Annotated in this window: 17 protein-coding genes and 1 pseudogene; 13 read left to right on the forward strand and 5 right to left on the reverse strand. The window is 69.2% G+C overall.

Features of this window, described 5'->3' with window-relative positions:
* Positions 1–192: pseudogene (locus tag NL1_RS38120) on the forward strand (hypothetical protein); the annotation flags it as partial.
* A 90-nt stretch (positions 193–282) separates the two neighbouring features.
* Here NL1_RS38120 and NL1_RS08505 read toward each other — a convergent pair.
* Positions 283–1,275 carry an alpha/beta hydrolase gene (locus tag NL1_RS08505; RefSeq protein WP_067836141.1) on the reverse strand — a complete coding sequence of 331 codons (993 nt, stop codon included), beginning with the start codon at positions 1,273–1,275 and terminating at the stop codon, positions 283–285.
* 318 nt (positions 1,276–1,593) lie between these two features.
* Here NL1_RS08505 and rfbA point away from each other — a divergent pair, with 318 nt between their 5' ends.
* The gene (gene rfbA / locus NL1_RS08510; RefSeq protein ID WP_067836143.1) at positions 1,594–2,466 is read left to right on the forward strand and encodes a glucose-1-phosphate thymidylyltransferase RfbA; all 873 of its coding nucleotides are present in this window, start codon (positions 1,594–1,596) and stop codon (positions 2,464–2,466) included.
* Positions 2,467–2,468: 2 nt separating this feature from the next.
* A complete protein-coding gene (locus tag NL1_RS08515) occupies positions 2,469–3,017 on the forward strand; it encodes a dTDP-4-dehydrorhamnose 3,5-epimerase family protein (RefSeq protein ID WP_067836145.1) in 549 nt (182 codons plus the stop codon).
* Between the two features lie 81 nt (positions 3,018–3,098).
* On the opposite strand, the gene NL1_RS08520 is transcribed toward NL1_RS08515, so the two are convergent.
* Positions 3,099–4,559: an MFS transporter gene (locus NL1_RS08520; protein ID WP_067836147.1), complete on the reverse strand. Its 1,461-nt coding sequence runs from the start codon at positions 4,557–4,559 to the stop codon at positions 3,099–3,101.
* An 85-nt stretch (positions 4,560–4,644) separates the two neighbouring features.
* On the opposite strand from NL1_RS08520, the gene NL1_RS08525 reads away from it, so the two are divergent.
* Positions 4,645–5,049: a MarR family winged helix-turn-helix transcriptional regulator gene (locus NL1_RS08525; protein ID WP_067836149.1), complete on the forward strand. Its 405-nt coding sequence runs from the start codon at positions 4,645–4,647 to the stop codon at positions 5,047–5,049.
* 152 nt (positions 5,050–5,201) lie between these two features.
* On the opposite strand, the gene NL1_RS08530 is transcribed toward NL1_RS08525, so the two are convergent.
* Together NL1_RS08530 and NL1_RS08535 are read right to left on the reverse strand one after the other, a co-directional pair.
* Positions 5,202–6,047 (reverse strand): helix-turn-helix domain-containing protein, encoded by an 846-nt coding sequence (locus NL1_RS08530; protein WP_245673143.1) that lies wholly within the window; start codon positions 6,045–6,047, stop codon positions 5,202–5,204.
* A 255-nt stretch (positions 6,048–6,302) separates the two neighbouring features.
* Positions 6,303–6,863 (reverse strand): DUF4282 domain-containing protein, encoded by a 561-nt coding sequence (locus NL1_RS08535; RefSeq protein WP_067836151.1) that lies wholly within the window; start codon positions 6,861–6,863, stop codon positions 6,303–6,305.
* A 255-nt stretch (positions 6,864–7,118) separates the two neighbouring features.
* Here NL1_RS08535 and NL1_RS08540 point away from each other — a divergent pair, with 255 nt between their 5' ends.
* The 3 genes from NL1_RS08540 (at position 7,119) to NL1_RS08550 (ending at position 10,840) form a co-directional block, all read left to right on the forward strand.
* Positions 7,119–7,610 carry a hypothetical protein gene (locus NL1_RS08540; RefSeq protein WP_067836153.1) on the forward strand — a complete coding sequence of 164 codons (492 nt, stop codon included), beginning with the start codon at positions 7,119–7,121 and terminating at the stop codon, positions 7,608–7,610.
* A gap of 174 nt (positions 7,611–7,784) precedes the next feature.
* A complete protein-coding gene (locus NL1_RS08545) occupies positions 7,785–9,974 on the forward strand; it encodes a molybdopterin oxidoreductase family protein (RefSeq protein ID WP_067836155.1) in 2,190 nt (729 codons plus the stop codon).
* 218 nt (positions 9,975–10,192) lie between these two features.
* On the forward strand, positions 10,193–10,840 hold the full coding sequence (locus tag NL1_RS08550) for a pyridoxamine 5'-phosphate oxidase family protein (RefSeq protein WP_067836157.1): 648 nt from the start codon (positions 10,193–10,195) through the stop codon (positions 10,838–10,840).
* Between the two features lie 15 nt (positions 10,841–10,855).
* Here the strand turns inward: NL1_RS08550 and NL1_RS08555 are convergent, their stop codons facing one another.
* Complete coding sequence (locus NL1_RS08555; RefSeq protein WP_084510404.1) at positions 10,856–11,311, reverse strand: GtrA family protein; 456 nt, start codon at positions 11,309–11,311, stop codon at positions 10,856–10,858.
* A gap of 170 nt (positions 11,312–11,481) precedes the next feature.
* Between NL1_RS08555 and dprE1 the strand changes: the two genes are divergently transcribed.
* The 6 genes from dprE1 (at position 11,482) to NL1_RS38525 (ending at position 21,914) form a co-directional block, all read left to right on the forward strand.
* On the forward strand, positions 11,482–12,969 hold the full coding sequence (gene dprE1, locus NL1_RS08560) for a decaprenylphosphoryl-beta-D-ribose oxidase (RefSeq protein ID WP_245673151.1): 1,488 nt from the start codon (positions 11,482–11,484) through the stop codon (positions 12,967–12,969).
* The gene (gene dprE2 / locus NL1_RS08565) at positions 12,966–13,745 is read left to right on the forward strand and encodes a decaprenylphospho-beta-D-erythro-pentofuranosid-2-ulose 2-reductase (protein ID WP_067836159.1); all 780 of its coding nucleotides are present in this window, start codon (positions 12,966–12,968) and stop codon (positions 13,743–13,745) included. The genes dprE1 and dprE2 overlap by 4 nt, the downstream gene beginning before the upstream one ends.
* Before the next feature lie 229 nt (positions 13,746–13,974).
* Positions 13,975–16,131, forward strand: coding sequence for an arabinofuranosyltransferase (locus tag NL1_RS08570; protein WP_067836313.1), 2,157 nt, complete (start codon positions 13,975–13,977; stop codon positions 16,129–16,131).
* Positions 16,132–16,313: 182 nt separating this feature from the next.
* The gene (locus tag NL1_RS08575; RefSeq protein WP_084510405.1) at positions 16,314–18,152 is read left to right on the forward strand and encodes a glycosyl transferase; all 1,839 of its coding nucleotides are present in this window, start codon (positions 16,314–16,316) and stop codon (positions 18,150–18,152) included.
* Positions 18,153–18,240: 88 nt separating this feature from the next.
* Positions 18,241–21,495: an arabinosyltransferase domain-containing protein gene (locus NL1_RS08580; protein WP_067836161.1), complete on the forward strand. Its 3,255-nt coding sequence runs from the start codon at positions 18,241–18,243 to the stop codon at positions 21,493–21,495.
* 257 nt (positions 21,496–21,752) lie between these two features.
* On the forward strand, positions 21,753–21,914 hold the full coding sequence (locus NL1_RS38525) for a hypothetical protein (protein ID WP_169810867.1): 162 nt from the start codon (positions 21,753–21,755) through the stop codon (positions 21,912–21,914).
* Positions 21,915–21,969: the final 55 nt, after the last annotated feature.

Consider the following 21,969-nt stretch of genomic DNA (forward strand, 5'->3'; position numbering starts at 1 on the left):
GTGGCCGCGGCCACCATCGCGGGCCTGTTCGGGCCGTTCCTGCCCGCGGCCGCCGTCGGCTGCCTCGGCGGCATCGTCGCGGTGGGCGCGCTCGGCGCGGTGGCCGGTCAGCTGTTCGTGACCGCGCCCATCGCGATCGCGGCCGTCGCCCAGTACTTCACGACGATCACCGCGCCGTTCTCGGCGCAGTGAGCATTCGGTCACGCAGGAATCGGCGCGCGCCGAGCATCCCGCCCCGGGCGCGGGCCCGGGGCGGGACAAGACTCGTCCGGCCGACCGTGATCAGGCCGTCCGAGCCTGTTCCAACTGCTCGAATCGGGTGCGTACGAAGCGCGCGACCCGGCCGAGCGCCGCCCGGGATTCGGGCAGGTTCGGGGCGATACTCATGAACGCGTGCACCTGGCCGCGCCAGAGTTCGACCGCGTGCGGCACCCCCGCCGCGGTGAGTCGCTGCGCCATCAGCTCGCAGTCGTAGCGCAGCACCTCGTCCTCGGCGGCGACCATCAGCACCGGGGGCAGCTCGGTGAGCGCGCCGTTGACCGGCGAGAGCAGCGGATCGAGCGCGCCGTCGATCTCGGCGCCGAGTTTCACGACCGCCTCCAGCGCCGACAGCGGGATGTAAGGGTCGCGGGCGACGTTGACGTACTCGCGCTTGGCCGCGTAGTCCAGGTCGAGCAGCGGGCTGAGTCCGATCAGCCCGGCGGGCGTGGGCAGGCCTTCCTGCACCGCCCGCAGCGCGGTCGCGAAACTCAGGTAGCCGCCCGCGGAATCCCCCGCGAAGACGATCCGCGCCGGATCGGCGCCGTGCCGCAGCAGCCAGCGGTAGGCGGCGAGGCAATCCTCGACCGACTGGCCGATATCGCCCGCCGGCAGCTGGCGATAGTCGACGTTGACCACCGGCAGACCGATGCGCCGGGCCAGGCTGGCCGCGACCGGCCGGTGCGTCTCCAGCCCGCACACCGCGAAGGCGCCGCCGTGCATGTACAGCATCGCGCCGTGCCGCATCGCCCGCGCCGCGCCCGACGGGCGCACGATCTCCATCCGGAAGCCGCCCAGGCTGACCTGCTCGCGTTCGATGCCGCTCGGGGCGGGGCGCAACCGGGCCAGCCTGTCGATGGCGAACGCGCCGACGGGGATGGTGGCCCTGGTGATCGGGGCCGCCCGCAGCATCGGCCGCACCACGCCGCGGCAGGTCGCCAGCAGCAGCCGCGCCGCGGCGCTCGGGCCGTCCGGATTCATCACAATGGCGGAGTCGTCGACCCTGGTCGCTGTCATCGCGCACCTACCTCACCTTGGCGCGCCGACTCCGACCGAGCGGTACCGAGCCCGATTCAATCGGGGCCAAGGCGAGCGTCGACGCTGACATCTCACGCTGCGCACATTTGCGACGCTCCCGGGACTCTGCGTGGTCACGCAAGCTACCGCCTCCGAGCCCGTCGCTCACGTCGCAGCGCTTTTCAGAAGACCACGCGAATGTGATCCATGCAACATCAATCGCCCGGCGCGCCGGGCGGCGAAACGTTCGTGATGAATTCGTGCACAAGTCGGAACCTCCTCGAATCCGACAGCGGCCGAACTGGCAGACTCCAGGGCATGCGCGGAATCATCTTGGCTGGCGGCACCGGTTCCCGGCTGCATCCGATCACGCGCGGGGTGAGCAAGCAGCTGGTCCCGGTCTACGACAAACCGATGGTCTACTACCCGCTGTCCACGCTGATGCTCGCGGGCATCAAGGACATCCTGGTGATCACCACGCCCGAGGACGCCGAGGCGTTCACCAGGCTGCTCGGCGACGGCTCCCGGTTCGGCGTATCGATCAGCTATGTCGTGCAGCCCGAGCCGGACGGCCTCGCGCGCGCCTTCGTGCTCGGCGCGGATCACATCGGCGGCGAGCGCGCCGCGCTCGTACTCGGCGACAACATCTTCCACGGGCCCGGCCTCGGCACCAGCCTGAACCGGTTCGCCGGGATCGACGGCGGCGCGGTGTTCGCCTACTGGGTGTCCGACCCGACGGCCTACGGCGTCGTGGAATTCACCGAGGGGCGCGCGGTGTCGATCGAGGAGAAGCCCAAGGTCCCGCGGTCCAACTACGCCATCCCCGGGCTGTACTTCTACGACAACGACGTGGTGGAGATCGCCCGCGAGCTGCGGCCGTCGGCGCGCGGCGAATACGAGATCACCGACATCAACCGCGCCTACCTGGAACAGGGCAGGCTGCGCGTCGACGTGCTGGCCCGCGGCACCGCCTGGCTGGACACCGGCACCTTCGACTCGCTGCTGGACGCCGCCAACTACGTGCGCACCATCGAGGAGCGGCAGGGTCTGAAGATCGGCGTCCCCGAGGAAGTCGCCTGGCGGATGGGGTACATCGACGACGAGCAGTTGCGCGCCCGCGCCGAGCCGCTCGTCCGGTCCGGCTACGGCAGCTACCTGCTCGACCTGCTGGAACGCGGACGGGATTGGTGAGCATGGAGATTCGGGAGCTCGCGGTGCCCGGCGCCTGGGTGGTCACCCCGCGCCGGTTCCAGGACGAGCGCGGCACCTTCATCGAGTCGTTCAAGGCTTCCGAGTTCGAGAAGGCGACGGGCAGGCCGTTCGAGCTGCACCAGGTGAACTGCTCGGTCTCGGCCGCGGGCGTGCTGCGCGGCATCCACTACACCGAAGACCCACCCGGCCAGGCCAAATACGTGACCTGCGTGCGCGGCGCCTTCCTGGACGTTGTGGTCGATCTGCGCCCCGGCTCGCCGACCTACGGTCGCTGGGACAGCGTGCTGCTCGACGACGTGGACCGGCGCTCGGTGTTCCTCTCCGAAGGGCTCGGGCACGCGATCCTCTCTCTGGAGGACGAGTCGACGGTCACCTACCTGTGCTCCCTCGAGTACACCCCCGAGTTCGACAGGGACCTGGACGCTTTCGACCCCCGGTTGGCCATCGAATGGCCGAAGGCGGGCCGCGACGGCACGACGCTGACCTACCTGCGGTCCCCCAAAGACGCCGCCGCGCCGCCGTTCTCCTGAGTTCTCCGTACAAAGCCGGAAGCCACGTCCGGCAGCGCGTGCTGCCGGACGTGGCTTCCGATTTTTCGCCGGCCGCTGCGGTCAGCCGACGAGTTCGAGTTCCGGTTCGGCGGCAGCCTGGGTCCGCTTGCCGCGCTTCGGAACGAAAGCCAGCAGGGCGACCAGTGCGCCCACGATGGCGACGCCCGCCGCGAATTCCAAACCGGGACGGTAGGTGTCGAGCATGTCCGCGGGCGAGGCGCTGTGCCCGCCCGAGGAGATGATCGCGGTGGTCACCGCCAGCACGATGGCCGCGCCGACCTGCATGGAGGTCTGCAGCACGCCGGCGGCCAGGCCCTGCTCGTCGTCATCGATGCCGTTGGTGGCCTGGATATTGATGGCGGGGAAGCCGATCCAGCCGATGCCGATCAGCAGGACCGCGGGCAGGATCACCGTCAGGTAGGACGGGTCGGTGTTCAGCCGCAGGAACAGCAGGTAGCCGATGGCCATCACGACCATGGTCACCGCGATGATCGGGCCGGTGCCGAAGCGGTCGACCAGCTTGTCGGAGAACACCGCGGACAGCGAGACCAGCAGACCCACCGGCAGCAGCGCGAGCGCCAGGTGCAGCGGCGACCAGCCTAGGGTCTCCTGCATGTACAGGGTCACGATGAACTGCCAGCTGAAGTACGAACCCGCGACCGCCACGATGGCGAGGCTGGCGCGGACCAGCGACGACTTGCGCAGGATGCCGAGGCGGACCAGCGGGTGCGCGACCCGGCGCTCGACGGCGAGGAAGGCGGCGAACAGCGCGACCACCGCGACGAACGAACCGACGGTTCGTGCCGAGCCCCAGCCCACTTCGGGCGCGGTGACCACCGTGTAGACCAGCAGCAGCATGGCGGCGGTGGAGAACAGGGCGCCGAGGATGTCGTGGCCGCCCTCTTCGGCGGGCTTGTCCTTGGGCACCAGCACCCACGCGGCGGCCAGCGCGGCCAGCGCGATCGGCACCGGGAGCAGGAAGGTCCAGCGCCAGCCGACACCGGTCATCAGGCCGCCGAACAGCAGGCCGGAGGAGTAGCCGCCCGCGCCGAAGACGGTGTAGATGGACAGCGCCTTGTTGCGGGCCGGGCCTTCGGCGAAGTTGGTGGTGATGATCGACAGACCGGTCGGCGCGGTGAACGCGGCGGCAAGGCCCTTGATGAAACGGGTGATGATCAGCAGCGGGCCGTCACTGACCAGGCCGCCCAAGAGCGAGGCGACGGCGAAGACCGCCAGCGCGATGAGGAAGACCTTGCGCCGCCCGAGCAGATCGGCGGTGCGTCCGCCCAGCAGCAGCAGGCCGCCGTAGCCGAGCACGTAGCCGCTCACCAGCCACTGGAGGGTCGAGGTGGACAGATCGAGTTCGGCGCCGATGGAGGGCAGCGCGACACCGATCATCGAAACGTCGAGGCCGTCGAGGAACAACACGATGCAGAGGGTGATCAGCATGCCCCAGAGCCGGGCGGACCATCTGGTCGGATCGGTCGCCGCGGCGGCCGAGAGCGTTGCCGGTGAAGTCATGCGGAGGACATTACATGCGCACGCATTAAATGCCAAAACATTAAATTCCGTTGCATGGATTAGCGTGGACCACTAAGATGAGGCCATGTCGAAGCCGACCACTGACACCGCTCGGCGCACCATCGCGCCCACCGAGCTGGTTGGCGAATGGCGCGATCTGCTCGACCGGCACGCGGTAGTCAGCTGCGCCTTGGAGAAAGCCCTGCAGGGCAAGCACAAGATCGGGCTCAGCGAGTTCGAGACGCTGGACCGGCTGGTCGACGCCGATTGCGGCAAGTACCGAATGAGCGATCTGGCCAACGACATCTACCTGAGCCAGAGCGCGCTGTCCCGCACGGTGGCGCGGCTGGAGCGCGACGGACTCGTCGAGCGCAGCATGTGCTCGGACGACCGCCGCGCGATCTTCGTCTGCCTGACGGAGAAGGGGAAGCGGGCCTACGACGAGGCGCTGCCTACGCACCGCGACGTGCTCGGCCGCACCTGGCAGTAGGCGTACCTCCGCATTCGCCGCGGCCATGCGAAGGCTCGCAACGACTTGCGTCCGGCAGCGCCGATCAGACGTACTCCCGCATTCGCTCCGGCCATGCGCAGTTTCGACGGGCCGCGTCCGACAGCGCCGGTAGCGCCTGCCTCCCGGGAGGATCAGGCGAGGGCGGCGCGGGCGTCGTCGAGCACCTGGCGCGCGTCCACCGCGACCGACTTGATGTCGGCGAAAGCCTTCCGGTACCGGTCGATTTCGTTGTCCTTGTCCAGGTAGATCGGGCCGGTGAAGGCCTCGACGTAGATCACCGGCGGCTCGGGCGCCTCACCCATGCGGCCCTCGGGGAATTCGAGCATCACGAACCGGCCCGACTCCATCCCGGCGTGATACCCGGACTCCGGCGGCACCGTCTTGATCCGCACGTTCGGCAGGTCGCTCATGCGCCGCAGATGGTCGAGCTGGTCGGCCGTCACTTCTGCGCCACCGACGCGCCGCCACAGCACCGCCTCGCTGATCACCACGTCCAGCTGCACCGGCGATTCACCGCGGGTGACCAGAGCTTGCCTGGTCAGCCGCAACTGGACCCGGCGCTCGATCTCGGCGGGCGAGGCGTCCGGCCGCGCCGCGCTCAGCAGCGCCCGAGCGTAGGCCTCGGTCTGCAGAAGCCCTGGCACCAGCTCGTTTTCGTAGGTGGACAGCTGGCGCGCCGCCTCCTCCAGACCGATGTAGATCTCGAAACCCTCGCCGAGCACATCGCTGTAGGCGGTCCACCAGCCCCTGGCCTTGGTCTCCTTCGCCAGCGCGGTGAGCGGGCCGACGAGATCGCCGGGGGCGCCGTAGATCTTGCACATCGCCTCGACGTCCAGGCTGCGCAGCGAGGTCTGCCCGGTCTCGATCCGCCAGATCTTCGCCTCGGACCATTCCAGTTGCTGGGCGGCCGTTCTGGTGGTCATTCTGGCGCGGTTGCGCAGGTCGCGCAGGTGTCGGCCGAGTTGCCGACGAGGCATGGTCGATCCGGTTGTTCCTTGTGGCAAAGCCATGCTTCCCCCTTGCGCCAGGCGCCGATGTGACACGGCGGAGTCCTCCCGTGTCGCCGATACCGACGCTCCCTACCGAGCACCCGGAACCTTCCCGGACGCTCGAACAGCATTGTTCCACAGCGAAACTGACATAGTGCAGGATTGCTGTCCCAGGCAGGCCGATGTCTCAAGAGGGACAATCAGGTTCGACATGGTCATTTCATGGAAACCCTTTCGGGTTGCCTACTTGCGCGAACCCCGCTTGCCGAAGCGCCAGAACTGCACCGCGCGCACGTCCTCGGAGAGCTGGTTCACCGGCTCCGCGACATCCGAAAGCGCCTGGAACAGATCGTCGGCCAGCTCGCTGATGTGCTCCACCCGAGTGGCCAGCCGCGAGGCGTTGACCAGGAATTCCAGCACCAGGCGCACGGCGGCGGCGATCGAGAGGCCAAGCGGCACAGCGACCAGACCCGCCAGCACGCCGAGCACCGCCGAAACCTGCCACATCCACACCGTCATGCTGATCGGCACGGCGAAGGCGAAGATGAGGCCGAGCATGTAGGCCAGCGGCAGCAGCGTGGTGGTCGCGGTCCGGTGGAACTGCACGTCGATCAGGGCGCGTGCGGTCTCCGCGCTCCACTGCCGGAAGGCGCGCGGGCTGCGGAACGGCTCGGCGGGCTCCTCGTCGCGCTCGGCCGCTTTGGTGAAGCGCCTGGCGGCCGACTCTTTCCAAGCGATCCAACGAGATTCGGTCTCGTACTCCTCCGGATCGGGCAGCACCGTCCCGCGCGACTCATCGGTCATGCGCCGAATCCTCCCCGCATTTCGCGTCCCGAACCAGCCCCAAGGAACCTCACAGCGGCGGCACAGGGACCCGACAGCCGCGTGGTCGAAAGTTGGCCCTGTCAGCGCCCCGGAGACCCCGACCGGACCTACGCCGGATGAGACGTAGTCCACAGTTCAAGAAACTTTCGGGAATCGCGTAACGCCGGGGCCACCAGCCCTCGATACGACCCATGAACGCAGGACCCAGATCTACCGGGGAATGGAGAAAAAACAGTGCGCACCTCGTTTCCGACTTCCGTCTCCGCGGCCGACATCGACGCCGCGGCGCAGGACTACATCCAGCGTGGATGGACGGTCGCCGAAACGGCCAACGGGATCTGCTTGATCACCGATGACGAGATTTCCGGCATCGAGGTCAGCGGCGAGCTGGCCGGTGCGGTCCGCCGCTTCCTGCGCGCCAACAACCTGTCCGGCCCGGTGATCGAGTTCCCCGGCGCCGACCGTCGCGAGATCCACCTCGTCACCGGTCTGCGCAAGGCCGCCATGGCGCTGGAGGCGCTGCGCGAGGCGGGCGCCACCGTGTACACCGACGGCGCGGGCATCCCGCTGCCGCCGAGCAAGCTCTCGGCCGGGTCGGCCTGCTGGGGCGTCGCCCCGCACGAGGCCCGCTGGGTGCCTCCGGTGGTCGCGATCGGCGCCGCCGTGCGCTCGGCCGCGAAGGCCACCGCCCGGCGCCGCACGCAGCTGACCAGCGTCGCCTGCTGAGATGACTCCCCCGGAGGTAGGGGCGGCCCGCACTACCGGCCCTGAGCGACCGGCATCCGTTCGACGGATGCCGGTCGTCCTCGTTTCTTCAGCACGGCTCGCGACTATGGGACATTGCCCAAGAATGTCGCAAATTTGCCTTCCCTCCGGACGGCCGCCGGGTCAAGATGGGGTATGGCCCCGATCACAGACCTCTCCCGCAATCTGTTGCGCACCTGCCCGCTGTGCGAAGCGGTGTGCGGGCTGGAGATCACCCTCGACCGCGACGATCACGTCACCTCGATCCGCGGCGACAAGCAGGACCCCTTCAGCAAGGGCTTCCTCTGTCCCAAAGGCGCCAGCCTCGGCCACCTGGACGAGGATCCGGACCGGGTCACCGAACCCCTGATCCGCGATCGGGCGACCGGCACCTGGCGCACCGCAGGCTGGGACGAGGCCTTCGACTACATCGCCGAGCGTTTCCCGCCGATCCTCGCCGAGCACGGGAACCAGGCGGCCGCACTGTATCTGGGCAACCCGAACGCGCACACCGTGGCGGGCGCGCTGTACCTGCCGCTGCTGATCCGCGCGCTGGGCACCAAGAATCTGTTCTCCGCGAGCACCGCCGACCAGATGCCCAAGCAGGTAGCCAGCGGACTGATGTTCGGCGATCCGCTCACCGTGCCGGTGCCGGATCTGGACCGCACCGACTACCTGCTGATGCTCGGCGCCAACCCGCTGGAATCCAACGGATCGCTGTGCACTGCGCCGGATTTCCCGGGCAGGCTGAAGGCGCTGCGCCGCCGCGGCGGCCGGTTCGTCGTGGTGGATCCGCGGCTGACGCGCACCGCGAAGCTGGCCGACGAGCACCTGTTCGTCCGGCCGGGCACCGACGCCTACCTGCTGTTCGGCATCGTGCACACGCTCTTCGCCGAGGGACTGACCGACGTGCGGGTCGAGGTGGCGGGCCTGGACGAGTTGCGCGCGGTCGCCGCCGATTTCACACCGGAGGTCGTCGCCGCCCGCACCGGAGTGCCCGCCGAGACCGTCGTCCGCATCGCCCGCGAGCTGGCCGCCGCCCCGACCGCGGCCGTGTACGCCAGAATCGGCACCTGCACAGCCGAGTTCGGCACCCTGACCCAGTGGCTCGTCGACGTGCTCAACGTGCTGACCGGCAATCTGGACTCGCCGGGCGGCGCCATGTTCGCCACCGCCGCGGCGGGCGGCATCGCCCGCACCAAGCCGTTCCGCACCGGCCGCTGGACCAGCCGGGTGCGCGAGCTGCCCGAGTCCATGGGCGAGCTGCCGGTGGCCACGCTCGCCGACGAGATCCGCACGCCGGGCCAGGGCCAGGTTCGCGCGATGGTGACGGTCGCGGGCAATCCGGTGCTCTCCGCGCCTAGCGGTACGCGGCTGGACGCGGCGTTCGCCGGGCTGGAGTTCATGGTGAGCGTGGACCGCTACGTCAACGAGACGACGCGGCACGCCGATGTCATCCTGCCGCCGCCGCGCCCGCTGCAGTCACCGCACTACGATTTCGCGCTGCTCCAGTTCGCGGTGCGCAACTACACACGCTATTCGCGCCCGCTGGTGCCGCTCGGCGACCGTCCGTCGGAGGCAGGCGTGCTCGCCCGGCTCGGCGCGGCGCTCACCGGCAAGCCGCACAACGGCACCGGGGACCAAGACCCGCTGACCATGGTGGACGAGCTGATCATCGCGGGCATGCTGCACAAGGCCGGCATTCCGGAGCGCAGGCCGGAACTGCACGGCGAGACCAGCACCGAGCAGCGCATCGACCTGATGCTGCGGCTCGGGCCCTACGGCGAGTGGAACGGCGGCGACCTGAATCTGCAAGTACTGCTCGACAACCCGCACGGCGTCGACCTCGGCCCGCTGCGGCCGCGGCTGCCGGAGGCGCTGCGCACGGCATCGAAACGGGTGGAGCTCGCCCCCGCTCCACTGCTGGCGGACGTGGCGAGGCTGCGCGCGAAACTGGCCGAGGACGCACCCGATTTCGTGTTGATCGGGCGACGGCACCTGCGCTCCAACAACAGCTGGATGCACAATGTCGCGACCCTGGTGAGCGGGTCCAACCGGTGCACGCTGCAGATCCACCCCGACGACGTGAACAGGCTCGGCCTAGGCGATCAGGCCGTGGTGAAGTCCGCCGCGGGGACGTTGACCGTGCCGCTCGAGCCGACCGACGCGATCATGCCCGGCGTGGTGAGCCTGCCGCACGGATGGGGCCACGACGGCAGCACGCAGACGGTGGCCAAGGCCAACGCCGGGGTGAATGCCAATGCGCTGACCGACGATTCGGTGGTCGACGTGCCCTCGGGCAATGCGGTGTTCAACGGCGTTCCGGTGACGCTGACGCCCGCGTGAGGACGCCCGCCGCCGACCGGCCGGAAATCATTCCGGCCGGTCGGAATTCAGCAAATCCGTGGAAACCCTTGCGCTAACTCCACATTCGGTGCATCCTCGATGGCGGTTTCGTAGATTTGCCGTGCCCGAACCCATTAAAATGGACAGGATTTCGGTCAAGTCGCGGTTCAGTGTCGAGTCGCGCGGTACCCCGGATTCCGGCAACCAGAGGGGGCGCAATGCCCGGTACACGTTGTGGCAGCGATGGCGAGCGCGAACTACAGGAAAGGTACGGTACGCAGGACAGGGCCGACCGCTTCTACGCAGATCAGATGCTGGATCGACTCAATGCGACCATGATCGAGTTCATCGGCAGGATGGACATGGCGTTCGTCGCCACCGCCGACAAACACGGCGAATGCGACAACAGCTTCCGCGCCGGTCCTCCTGGGTTTCTGCACGTTGTCGACGAGCGCACGGTGGCCTACCCCGAATACCGAGGCAACGGCGTCATGGCCAGTCTCGGCAACATTCTGGAGAATCCGCACGTAGGCATCCTGCTAATCGATTTCGTGCGCGATCTCATCGGCCTGCACATCAACGGTTCGGCCCGCATCGTGGAGGACGCGACGCTGCGGCGCAGCGTTCCCGACCTCCCCTCGAACGTCAAGGGAAGGGCCGCGGAACTCTGGGTCGTGGTCGACGTCGAAGAGGCCTACATCCACTGCCGCAAACACATTCCGCACCTCGCCCCCGCGGAGCGCGAGCAGCGGGACTGGGGCACGGACAACATGCGGGCAAAGGGCGGCGACTACTTCGGCGCGAAGGCACAGGCCCGCGCCGAACTCGCGGACGTGCCCAACTCAGCCCCCGCACTGGCCAGGTGAGCGGCGCGCGGCGCCTCAGCGGATCTTGAAGATCACCAGGCGCTGTACGACGAAGTTGATGACGGTCGCGGTGCCCTGCGCGACGACGAACGCCAGCGGCACCCGCCACCACTGCTCGCCGATCGCGTAGTACAGCACCTGGTTGATGCCGACCTGCACGGCGAAGGTCGTGGCGTACAGCGCGACCACGGCGGCGAAACGGGCGCGGCTCGGCGGCGCCTTGAAGGTCCACCGGCGATTGATCAGGTAGGCCGTGGTGGTGCCCGCGATGAAGCCGATGGACTTGGCGACCGAGACGGGCAGGCCGAGCACGTTCAACAGCAGGACGTACAGCCCGAAGTCCACGATCGCCGACAGGCCGCCGGTCAAGGTGAACCGGATGATCTGCGTCTTCAGGTCGACATCGGTACCGCCAGGTTCGTCGACCAACGGCAGTTCGACCGGGAGCGGCAGGTGTGGTTCGGCTTGCACGCGCAAGAGCGTAACCGGCGCGTCCGGACGCCGTCCGTCGTCGGGCCGAGCACGGCCCGAGCAAACGCGGAGGTACGCGTGACCGGCGGTACGCACCGCGGCGAGAGACCGATCCCATACTGATGAGTACGGAGACAACGACCCCTCGCGCCGTCATGCCTGTAGCCTCTATGCCGATGTCCACGAAAGCTTCGACCGCCACCACGACGAACGGTGACAGCGGGACCGCAGGTAGCACCGACAACGGCGCTGCGAGCGCCAACGGCTTCGCGCTACCGACCCGGACCCAGGCACTGACCGGGTGGGGTCGCACCGCGCCAACGTCCGCCGAAGTGCTCTCGACCAGCGATCCGGAAGTGATCGCCAAGGCCGTTGCCATGGTCGCCGAGGACAACGACGGCAAGCCCGACCACCTACGCCGCGGCGTGATCGCCCGCGGCCTCGGCCGTTCCTACGGCGACAACGCCCAGAACGCGGGCGGCTTGGTCGTCGACATGACCGCGCTGAACAAGATCCACCGCATCGACCGCGACACCCGCATGGTCGACGTGGACGCGGGCGTGAACCTGGACCAGCTGATGAAGGCCGCGCTGCCGTTCGGCCTGTGGGTTCCGGTCCTGCCCGGCACGCGACAGGTCACCATCGGCGGCGCGATCGGCTCCGATATCCACGGCAAGAACCACCACAGCGCGGGCAGCTTCGGCAACCACGTGCGTTCGATGGAGCTGCTCACCGCCGACGGCACCGTGCAGCACATCACGCCGAAGAAGAACGCCAAGCTGTTCTGGGCCACCATCGGCGGCTGCGGCCTGACCGGCATCATCCTGCGCGCGACCATCGAGATGACGCCGACCGAGACCGCGTACTTCATCGCCGACGGTGACGTGACGCCCACCCTGGACGACACCATCGCCTTCCACAGCGACGGCTCCGAGGACCGCTACGAGTACAGCTCGGCGTGGTTCGACGCGATCAGCCCGGAACCCAAGCTGGGCCGGGCCGCGATCTCGCGCGGCAACCTGGCCAAGCTGGACGAGCTGCCGAAGAAGTTGCAGAAGGACCCGCTGCGGTTCAACGGCAAGACGTTCTTCACGCTGCCGGACGTGTTCCCGAACGGGTTGGCCAACAAGTACACCTTCACCCCGATCGGTGAGCTCTGGTACCGCAAGTCGGGTACCTACCGCGGCAAGGTGCAGAACCTGACGCAGTTCTATCACCCGCTCGACATGCTGGGCGAATGGAACCGCGGCTACGGCTCGAACGGCTTCCTGCAGTACCAGTTCGTGGTGCCGCCGGAGTCGGTGGACGAGTTCAAGCGGATCATCATCGACATCCAGCGGTCCGGGTTCTACTCGTTCCTCAATGTTTTCAAGCTCTTCGGCCCGGGTAACCAGGCGCCGCTGAGCTTCCCGATGCCCGGTTGGAACATCTGCGTCGACTTCCCGATCTCGGCGGGCCTCAACGAGTTCGTCACCGATCTGGACCGCCGGGTGCTCGAATTCGGCGGGCGGCTCTACACCGGAAAGGACTCGCGCACCACGGCCGAGACCTTCCACAAGATGTACCCGCGGATCGACGAGTGGATCAAGGTCCGCCGGAGTGTCGATCCCACAGGCGTTTTCATGTCCGACATGGCGAGAAGGCTGGAGCTTCAGTGATCAATGCCGTAGGCAACCCGCAGACCATCCTGCTGCTGGGCGGTACCTCGGAGATCGGGCTGGCGATCTGCGCCGAGTACCTGAAGAAGGGGCCGGCGCGGATCGTCCTCGCGACCCTGCCCAACGATCCGCTGCGCGCGGGCGCGGTGGCCCAGATGGAGGCCGCGGGCGCGAGCAAGGTCGAGGTCGTCGATTTCGACGCGCTCGACACCGACTCGCACCCGAAGGTGATCGACGCGGCCTGGTCCGGCGGTGACGTGGACGTCGCCATCGTGGCCTTCGGCGTGCTCGGCGACGCCGAACAGCTGTGGCAGGACCAGCGCAAGGCCGTGCAGGTCGCCGGGATCAACTACACCGCGGCGGTTTCCGTCGGCGTGCTGGTCGGCGAGAAGATGAAGGCGCAGGGCTTCGGACGCATCATCGCCATGTCCTCGGTGGCAGGCGAGCGGGTGCGCCGCTCCAACTTCGTCTACGGCTCGACCAAGGCCGGTCTGGACGGCTTCTACCTCGGCCTCGGCGAGGCGCTGCGCCCCTTCGGCCCGCGCGTCCTCGTCATCCGCCCCGGCCAGGTGCGCACCACGGCCACCCTGGACCACTGGAAGGCCACCGGCGCGAAGGAAGCCCCCTTCACCGTCGACAAGGAAGACGTCGCGGCACTCGCGGTCTCCGCCTCCGAAAGGGGCAAGGAACTCATCTGGGCCCCCGGCCCCGTGCGCTTCCTGATGTCCATCCTGCGCCACATCCCCCGCCCCATCTTCCGCAAACTCCCTCTCTGAGCCTTGCCTCGAACCAGAACTGCCGCGCCATCCCCGATGCCGCGGCAGTTCTCGTTCCGGCCAGTCACCCCGGGACCGCTCCCCGGCCTCGGTGGGGTGAGTTTGTTAGCGTGCGGTGCGAATCCGCGGCGGCGGTCGGTGCATACCGAGCGCGGAGCCGACTACTGAAACCGGAGGCGCTATGAGCACCACTGTCACGGAACAGAGCACCGCGACCAGACCGGGGCGGATGTCGCTGGTTCTGCGGCAGGTGGGGGGCGGGCTCGGCGAAGGGCTGCTGGCCGCGATGGTGGCGGCGGTTGTCGCCGCGGTTGGGCTTGTGGCGTTTTCGCTGGTGGACTGGCCTGCGTTCAACTCCTCCAATGTGACTCGGGCGTTGACGACGGTGGGGCAGGTCGGGGCGGCGGCGATGCTGATCGCCGCGGTCTGGCTGTTGCGGGTGCACCGGTGGCCGTGGGTGGCGAAAGTGCTGTCCTGGGTGGGGATTTCGACGTTCGTCACGGTGACGCTCGGGATGCCGCTCGCGGCGACGAAGCTGTATCTGTTCGGGGTGTCGGTGGATCAGGAGTTCCGCACCGAATACCTGACACGGCTCACCGACAGCGCGGCGCTGCGGGACATGACGTATGTGGATCTGCCGCCGTTCTATCCGGCCGGGTGGTTCTGGGTCGGCGGGCGCGTGGCGAACGTGCTGGGGATGGACGGCTGGGAGGCGTTCAAGCCGTATGCGATCGGGTCGCTGGCCGTGGCGGCCGTGCTGGCCCTTGTGCTGTGGACGCAGCTGATCCGCGCCGACTGGGCCGTGGCGGTGACGGCCACGACGACCGCGGTGGCCCTGACCTACGCCTCGCCGGAGGCGTACGGCGCGGTGATCGTGCTGCTGCTGCCGCCCGCGATGGTGCTGGCCTGGGGCGCGCTCTACCGGCCGGTCGAGGACGCGGCACGCGCCGGGGCCAACCCCGTGGACGTCGCGAACCCGCCGAACGCACGCGGTGGGATCGGCGCGGGTCAGCTCGCGGCGAATGCTCCGGCCGAGGACGCTGCACGCGCCGGAGCCGACCCTGTAGGCGCGGATCAGGTCGCGGCGGATGCTCCGGCCGGAACCGAGGCCGCACCGGGCGCACCGCGCACTCCGCGGACCGCCGGAGGATGGGGCGCAGTCGTCGGGGCGGGTGTGTTCCTCGGCGTCGCCGCGACGTTCTACACCCTGTACTTCCTGGTGGCCGCTTTCGCGATCGCATTGATGGGTCTCGTGGCCGCGGGCGCCGAGGTGTACCAGCGCCGGGCCGCGCAGCACCCGAAGGCCGCGCGCCGGGCGGCGACCGCGCCGTTGGCCGTTCCGTCCGGACCGGCGTGGCGTGCCGCGGTGCCGCCACTGGTGCGCCTGCTGGCGATCGCCGCGATCTCCGGCCTGATCGCGCTGGTGTGCTGGGGCCCGTACCTGCTGAAGTCACTCACCACGAAGACCCCGAGTTCCGGCACCGCACTGCACTACCTTCCGGAGTCGGGCGCGCAGCTTCCGCTCCCGATGACCGAGTTCACGCTGCTCGGCGGACTGTGCCTGATCGGCACCATATGGCTGGTGGTGCGCGCGGGCTCGTCGCGGCGCGCGCAGGCGCTCGGTCTCGGGGTGGTGGCGATCTATCTGTGGACGCTGCTGTCCATGCTGGCGACGGCCGCGGGCACCACCCTGCTGTCGTTCCGCCTGGAGGCGCCGCTGCTCGTGCTGCTCTCGGCCGCGGGCGCGTTCGGTTTCGTGGAGGGCGCGCGTGCCGCGTACCAGGCGTTCAACGAGCCCGCACGATTCCGGGTCGCCGTCGTCGCGCTCGCGATCGTCGGTGCGCTCGCCTTCGTCCAGGACATTCCGCACGTGCTGGCACCGGAGATCACCACCGCCTACACCGACACCGACGGCGACGGCAACCGCGCCGACAAGCGCCCGCCGTCGGCGGTCTCCTACTACCGCGAGATCGACGCGGCGCTGCTCGCCCAGACCGGCCGCCCGCGCGACGAGACGGTCGTCCTCACCGCCGACACCAGTTTCCTTTCCTTCTATCCCTACTGGGGTTTCCAGGCGCTCACCTCGCACTACGCGAACCAGCTCGCCGATTTCCCCGGCCGGGCGGCGACCATCAAGGACTGGAGCACGCTGGATTCGCCCGCGCAGCTGCTGGACGCGATGGCGCGCAGCCCGTGGCGCGCGCCCGATGCCTTCCTGTTCCGCCGCGGCGCCGACGCCTACACGCTGCGCCTGGCCGAGGACGTCTACCCGAACGACCCGAACGTGAAGCGCTACACGGTGAGCTTCCCGAAGCAGCTGTTCGAGGACCCGGCCTTCACCACCACCGACATCGGCCCCTTCACCCTGGTCACCGTCCGGCACTGAGAGCCCGGCGGGAAACCCGCAGGTCACGAGCCCGCCCGCGAGGCAAATGTGTCGACGCGGCCGTTTGTGGATAACCGAACTCTTGTTGCCAGGTTCCGCACGGGCTCGGTGAGCGCTCGCTCTCGGTCTCCGGCGTTACCGTGGGCGGCTGATTTCCGGCAGGACAGAGGGAGAGTTCGCGCGTGCAGTTGGACAGCGCCGATCGGGAGACGACACAGCGATCGGCGGGAGGTACCACGGCCGTCAGGCCGGGACTGCTCGAGCGCCCCGCGATCGCACGGTTGCGCGTCCACCGGGCGGATCTGTTCGCCGGCTGCGCCTACCTGGCGCTGGCCACCGCGGTGCTCTCCGGACAGTGGCGCGATACCGGCGGCGGCTACCTGATCAAGAGCGGTCAGGACCAGACCATGTGGGAGTGGTTCTTCGCGGTGACCGCGCACTCGGTCGCGCACCTGGAGAGCCCGCTCGGGACCAACCTCCAGAACTTCCCCGCCGGGGTGAACATGATGGCCAACACGGCCATGTTCGGTGTCGGGGTCCCGCTCACCCCGGTCACCCTGCTCTTCGGGCCGACGGTCACGTTCGTGCTGGTCCTCACCCTCGGCTTGGCCGCGACGGCCTACGCCTGGTACCGGCTGTTCGCGCGCGAGCTGGTGAGCTCGCGGATGGCGGCGGCGATCGGCGGCCTGTTCTGCGGCTTCGCCCCCGCGATGATCTCGCACGCCAACGCGCACCCGAACTTCGTCGCGCTGGCGCTGCTGCCGGTAATCGCGGGCCTGCTGATCCGGATGGCGCGCGCGGCGCTCGATGCGCAGGCCGCGCCGCGCAACCGGGTTCGGGACGCGATCGTGCTGGCCTTGCTCGTCGCATCGCAGATCGCGCTCGGCGAGGAACCGCTGCTGATCTTCGCGCTCGCGTTCGGGTTGTTCGCGGTGGTCTACCACCTGCACGAGCCGCCGCAGGGCGCGCAAGTGCTACGCGCACTGGTCCCGACGATCGCCGCGGCCGCGGGCCTCACGCTGCTGCTCACCGCGATCCCGCTGTGGTGGCAGTTCTTCGGACCGCAGAGCTATCACTCCATCGACCACGGCCAGATGGGCAACGACCTGAAGACCCTCGTGCAGTTCCCGTCCGAATCCCTCGGCGGTGCGTGGGCCCCCGGTCAATACGTGGCCATCAACGAGACCGAACAGAACGCGTACTTCGGCTGGCCGCTGCTGCTGGTGCTGGGCGCCACCGTGGCGCTGCTCTGGCGCGACCGGGTGGTCCGCGCCGCGGCGGCGGTGATCGCGGTGTTCGGCGTGCTCTCGCTCGGAGCGGTGGCCACCATCGGCAAGCAACCGACCGGCGTCGCCTTGCCGTGGGCACTGGCGGAGAAGATCCCGCTGCTCGGTTCGGTGCTGGAGACCCGGCTGACAATGGCCGCCGTCCCGGCGATCGCCGCCGTGTTCGCGATCGCCTCGGACCGCGCCGCCGCGTCGTGGAAGCAGTCGGCGACGGACTGGAAGCCGCTGGCCTGGTTCGCGGCGCTGACCTTCGCGCTGCTGCCGTTGACGCCGACGGTCCTGCCCGTGACCGAGCGCGCGGCCACACCGCGGTTCTTCACCGACGGCGCGGTGCAGCGGTACGTGCGCGACGGTTCGGTGGTCGTGATTCCCCCGCCCCGGCCGCCCGACGCGCGGGCGCTGCGCTGGCAGGCCGAAGCGAACTTCGGCTTCCCGCTGGCAGGCGGCTACTTCGTCGGACCGACGGGCGTCGAGAAGAAGGGCAGCTACGGCCCCGAGGCGAGGCAGACCGCGGCACTGCTGGTGAAAGCGCTGGACACCGGCGCCGTGCCGCCGATCGGCGCCGAGGAACGCGCCGCGGCGCTGGCGGATCTGCGGTTCTGGCAGGCGGACGTGCTCGTGCTGCCTGCCACGACGAACTCCGAGGCGCTGACCAGCACCGTCACCCGATTGCTCGGCTTCGCGCCGACCCGCGTCGACGACGTGTGGATCTGGGACGTGCACGACTTGCGCTGAACCAGCCCGGCCCCGTGAACCCGGCCGGGGATGCACCGTGCCCGCGGTGCCGAGAGTCACGAACGCGGGGTCTATAGCATGAACGACCGTGCGACCGGACCGATCTACTCGAGCGTTCACCCGATACCGCCTGATCGCCCTCGTCTCCGGACTTCTCGGATTCGTGCTGGCGCTGCTCACACCGGTGCTGCCGGTGGAGCAGGACCGGGCGACGCTGGACTGGCCCCAGCCGGGCGCGGTCGACGTGGAGGCGCCACTGGTGTCGTACGTGCCGCTGCGGCTGGAAGCGACGCTGCCGTGCTCGACGCTCCAGTCCGGCGCGGGCGCGCTGCTGTCCACCATCCCGGTCGCCTCCGGCCAGGCCAGCCCCAAGGGCCTGGTGGTCGCGGTGACCGACGGCACGCTCTCGGTGCTGCAACGCGACATCCCGCTGCTGTCCGCGCCGGTGGCCGAGATCGGGTCCTGCGGCGGGATCGAGATCGTCTCGACCGCGGCCGCGACCACCGTCGAATTCACCGGCGTGCAGCGCGAAGACGGCACCGCCTTCCGCAACACGATCGATCGCGACATCCGCCCGCAGGTGGTCGGCGTCTTCAGCGACCTGACCACCGACCAGCTCGGCGAGGCCCGGCTGCACGCCGACATCGACTCGCGGTTCTCCTCCACGCCGAGCGCACTGAAGCTGGCCGCCATGATCGCGGCCGCGGTCTGCACGATCGTCGCGCTCGTCGCACTGCACCTGCTCGACACCGGCGACGGCAGGCGGGCCCGCCGCTTCCTGCCGGCGCACTGGTGGCGGTTCACCCCCGCCGACGCCGTGGTGCTCGGCACCCTGGTGGTCTGGCACGTCATCGGCGCGAACACCTCCGACGACGGCTACATCCTCAATATGGCGAGGGCCTCGGACCATTCGGGCTACATGGCCAACTACTACCGCTGGTTCGCGGTGCCGGAGGCGCCGTTCGGCTGGTCCTACGAGGTGCTGGCCTGGATGACGAAGATCTCCGACGCCAGCCCGTGGATGCGCCTGCCCACGCTGCTCGCCGGGATCGTCTGCTGGCTGGTGATCAGCCGCGAGGTGCTGCCGCGCCTCGGCGCCCGGGTGCGCCGCGACCGGGTCGCGCTGTGGACCGCGGGACTGGTCTTCCTCGCGTTCTGGCTGCCCTACGACAACGGACTGCGCCCGGAACCGCTGATCGCCGCGGGCGCGCTGCTCACCTGGTGCTCCATCGAGCGCGCCATCGCCACCGGCAGGCTGCTCCCCGCCGCCGTCGCGGTGCTCATCGCCGGATTCTCGCTCGCGGCGGGACCGACCGGCCTGATCTGCGTCGCCGCTCTGATCGCCGGATCGCGGCCGGTGCTGGAGATCATCGTCAAGCGGGCGCGCGGTTCGGCCACGGACACCCTGGGCACCAAGGTCTTCCGCTATGCGGCGGTGCTGCTTCCCGGTCTCGCGGCCGGAACACTGGTGCTCATCGCGGTTTTCGCGGACCAGACGCTGGCCACGGTCATGGAGGCGACCCGCGTGCGCACCCTCGTCGGCCCCAACGTGGCCTGGTTCGACGAGCGCACCCGCTGGGACTCGCTGCTGATGCTCGCGCCGGACGGCTCGCTGTCCCGGCGTTTCGGCGTGCTGATCATGCTGCTGTGCCTGCTGGTCTGCGTGCTCCAGGTGTTGCGCAAGGGGCGCATCCCCGGTACCTCGCGCGGGCCTTCGGTGCGCATCCTCGGCATCGTGTTCGCGTCGCTGTTGCTGATGATGTTCACGCCGACCAAGTGGACCCACCACTTCGGCGTGTACGCCGGACTGGCCGGATCGCTGGCGGCGCTGGCCGCTGTCGCGGTGGGCACCGCGGCGATTCGCTCCGCGCGCAACCGCGCGCTGTTCGCGTCCGCGGTGCTGTTCCTGCTCGCGATCACCTTCACCGGCTCCAACGGCTGGTGGTACGTGTCCAGCTACGGCGTGCCGTGGTGGGACAAGGCGCCGCTGGTGGCGGGCAAGGGCATCTCGACGCTGTTCCTCGGCCTGGCAGGCGTCGCGCTGCTCGTCGCGCTCTGGTGCCACTACCGTGAGCCCTACAAGCGCGAAAAGACCACGGCCGCCAATGGCTTCGACAAGCTGGCGTCCGCGCCGCTGACCATCGCCGCCGCGCTGCTCGTGCTGTTCGAGTTCGCCTCGCTCGCCAAGGCCGCGGCCACCCAGTACCCGGCGTACTCGATCGCCAAGTCGAATGTCGAGTCGCTGCGCGGCAATCCGTGCGCGCTGGCCGACGAGGTGCTCGTCGAGACCGACACCGCCGACTCGCTGCTGCTGCCCTACGAGGGCGCGCCCGCCGACGGCCTGAACGCCGAGTCGAAGGGCTTCTCCCCCAACGGCGTCGCGAGCGACCTGACCGCCGACGCGGAGGAAACCACCACGGGCGGCGCGAACACGGTCGACAAGGACTCGAAGAACAAGACGACCAACACCACCGGCGCGGGCACCGGCGGCGGCTCCACCGCGCAGGCGGGCATCAACGGGAGCACCGTGGCGTTGCCGTTCGGGCTCGATCCCGCGCGCACCCCGGTCATGGGTTCCCACCAGGAGGACGAGCAGAAGCAGTCGTCGCTGACCTCCCAGTGGTACCGCCTCGACCTCACCGACAGCATGCGCCACGACCCCGCCTACCGGCTGCTCGCCATCACCGCGGCGGGCCGGATCAGGTCGGTGGACGCCGACGGCGTGGTCACCTACGGCCAGGAACTGCGCCTGGAGTACGGCACTCGCGGCCCCGACGGCGCGGTGACCGAGCTCGGGTCGGTGCAACCGGTCGACATCGGCCCTGCGCCGTCCTGGCGCAACCTGCGGGTGCCGCTGGATCAGCTGCCCGCCGAAGCGAACGCGGTGCGCCTTGTCGCGGTCGACAACGACATCACCTCGAAGCAGTGGCTGGCCGTCACCCCGCCGCGCCTGCCCCGGCTGGCGACCCTGAATTCGATTGTCGGGCAGACCGATCCGGTGCTGCTGGACTGGCACGTCGGGCTGGCGTTCCCGTGCCAGCGGCCGTTCGACCACCACGACGGCGTCGCCGAGGCGCCGAAGTGGCGCATCCTGCCCGACCGGGTCGGCTCCGACGCCTCGAACGCCTGGCAGGACGACATCGGTGGCGGCCCCCTCGGCTGGACCGGGCTACTGCTGAAGGCCGAGTCGGTGCCGAGCTACCTGGATCACGACTGGGCCAGGGATTGGGGTTCGCTGGAACAGTTCACGCCCTACGCCCCGGATGCCGTGCCCGCGGAGATCGGCGTCACCGAGGTCACGCGCAGCGGGATCGCGAAGGACGACCCGATCCGGGTGCGCTGAGCGGACGCCGCCCTCACTCCGTCGTCCCGGCCGCGAATCCGCCGGGACGACGGAGAGTTCGACGCCGAACGGGTCGGCGGTCGCCTACCGGCAGGGAGGCTGGACGGTCGGTTTCGAACCGCCGCCCGACGGCTACTCCGCGCCTCGGGCCGTCCGCGAAACCTCCTGACACACTTTCGGTTTCGGTAAGGTGACACCTCCGTAACCGATGATTCGAATACGAGACGAGGACGCGTTCGGACCGTAATCTTGTGGGTATGACAGCAGCCTTCGATGACATGGATCTGCGCGATCTCGTCGATCTGCTCACCGACGAGGAAAAGCGCGAAATACGCCCTGCGGTGCAGCGGGTACTCGGCCGCCTCCCTTCCCAGGAGGTCCTGCGCCGCGAACTCGGGCGCCGCATGCTCGAGGTCTGAGCCGAAACCGAGAAAACCCACCCGCGGCTACCCGGCGAAAGCCGAAAAGCCGTGT

The sequence above is a fragment of the Nocardia lijiangensis NBRC 108240 genome, from assembly GCF_001613045.1.
Lineage (GTDB): Bacteria > Actinomycetota > Actinomycetes > Mycobacteriales > Mycobacteriaceae > Nocardia > Nocardia lijiangensis.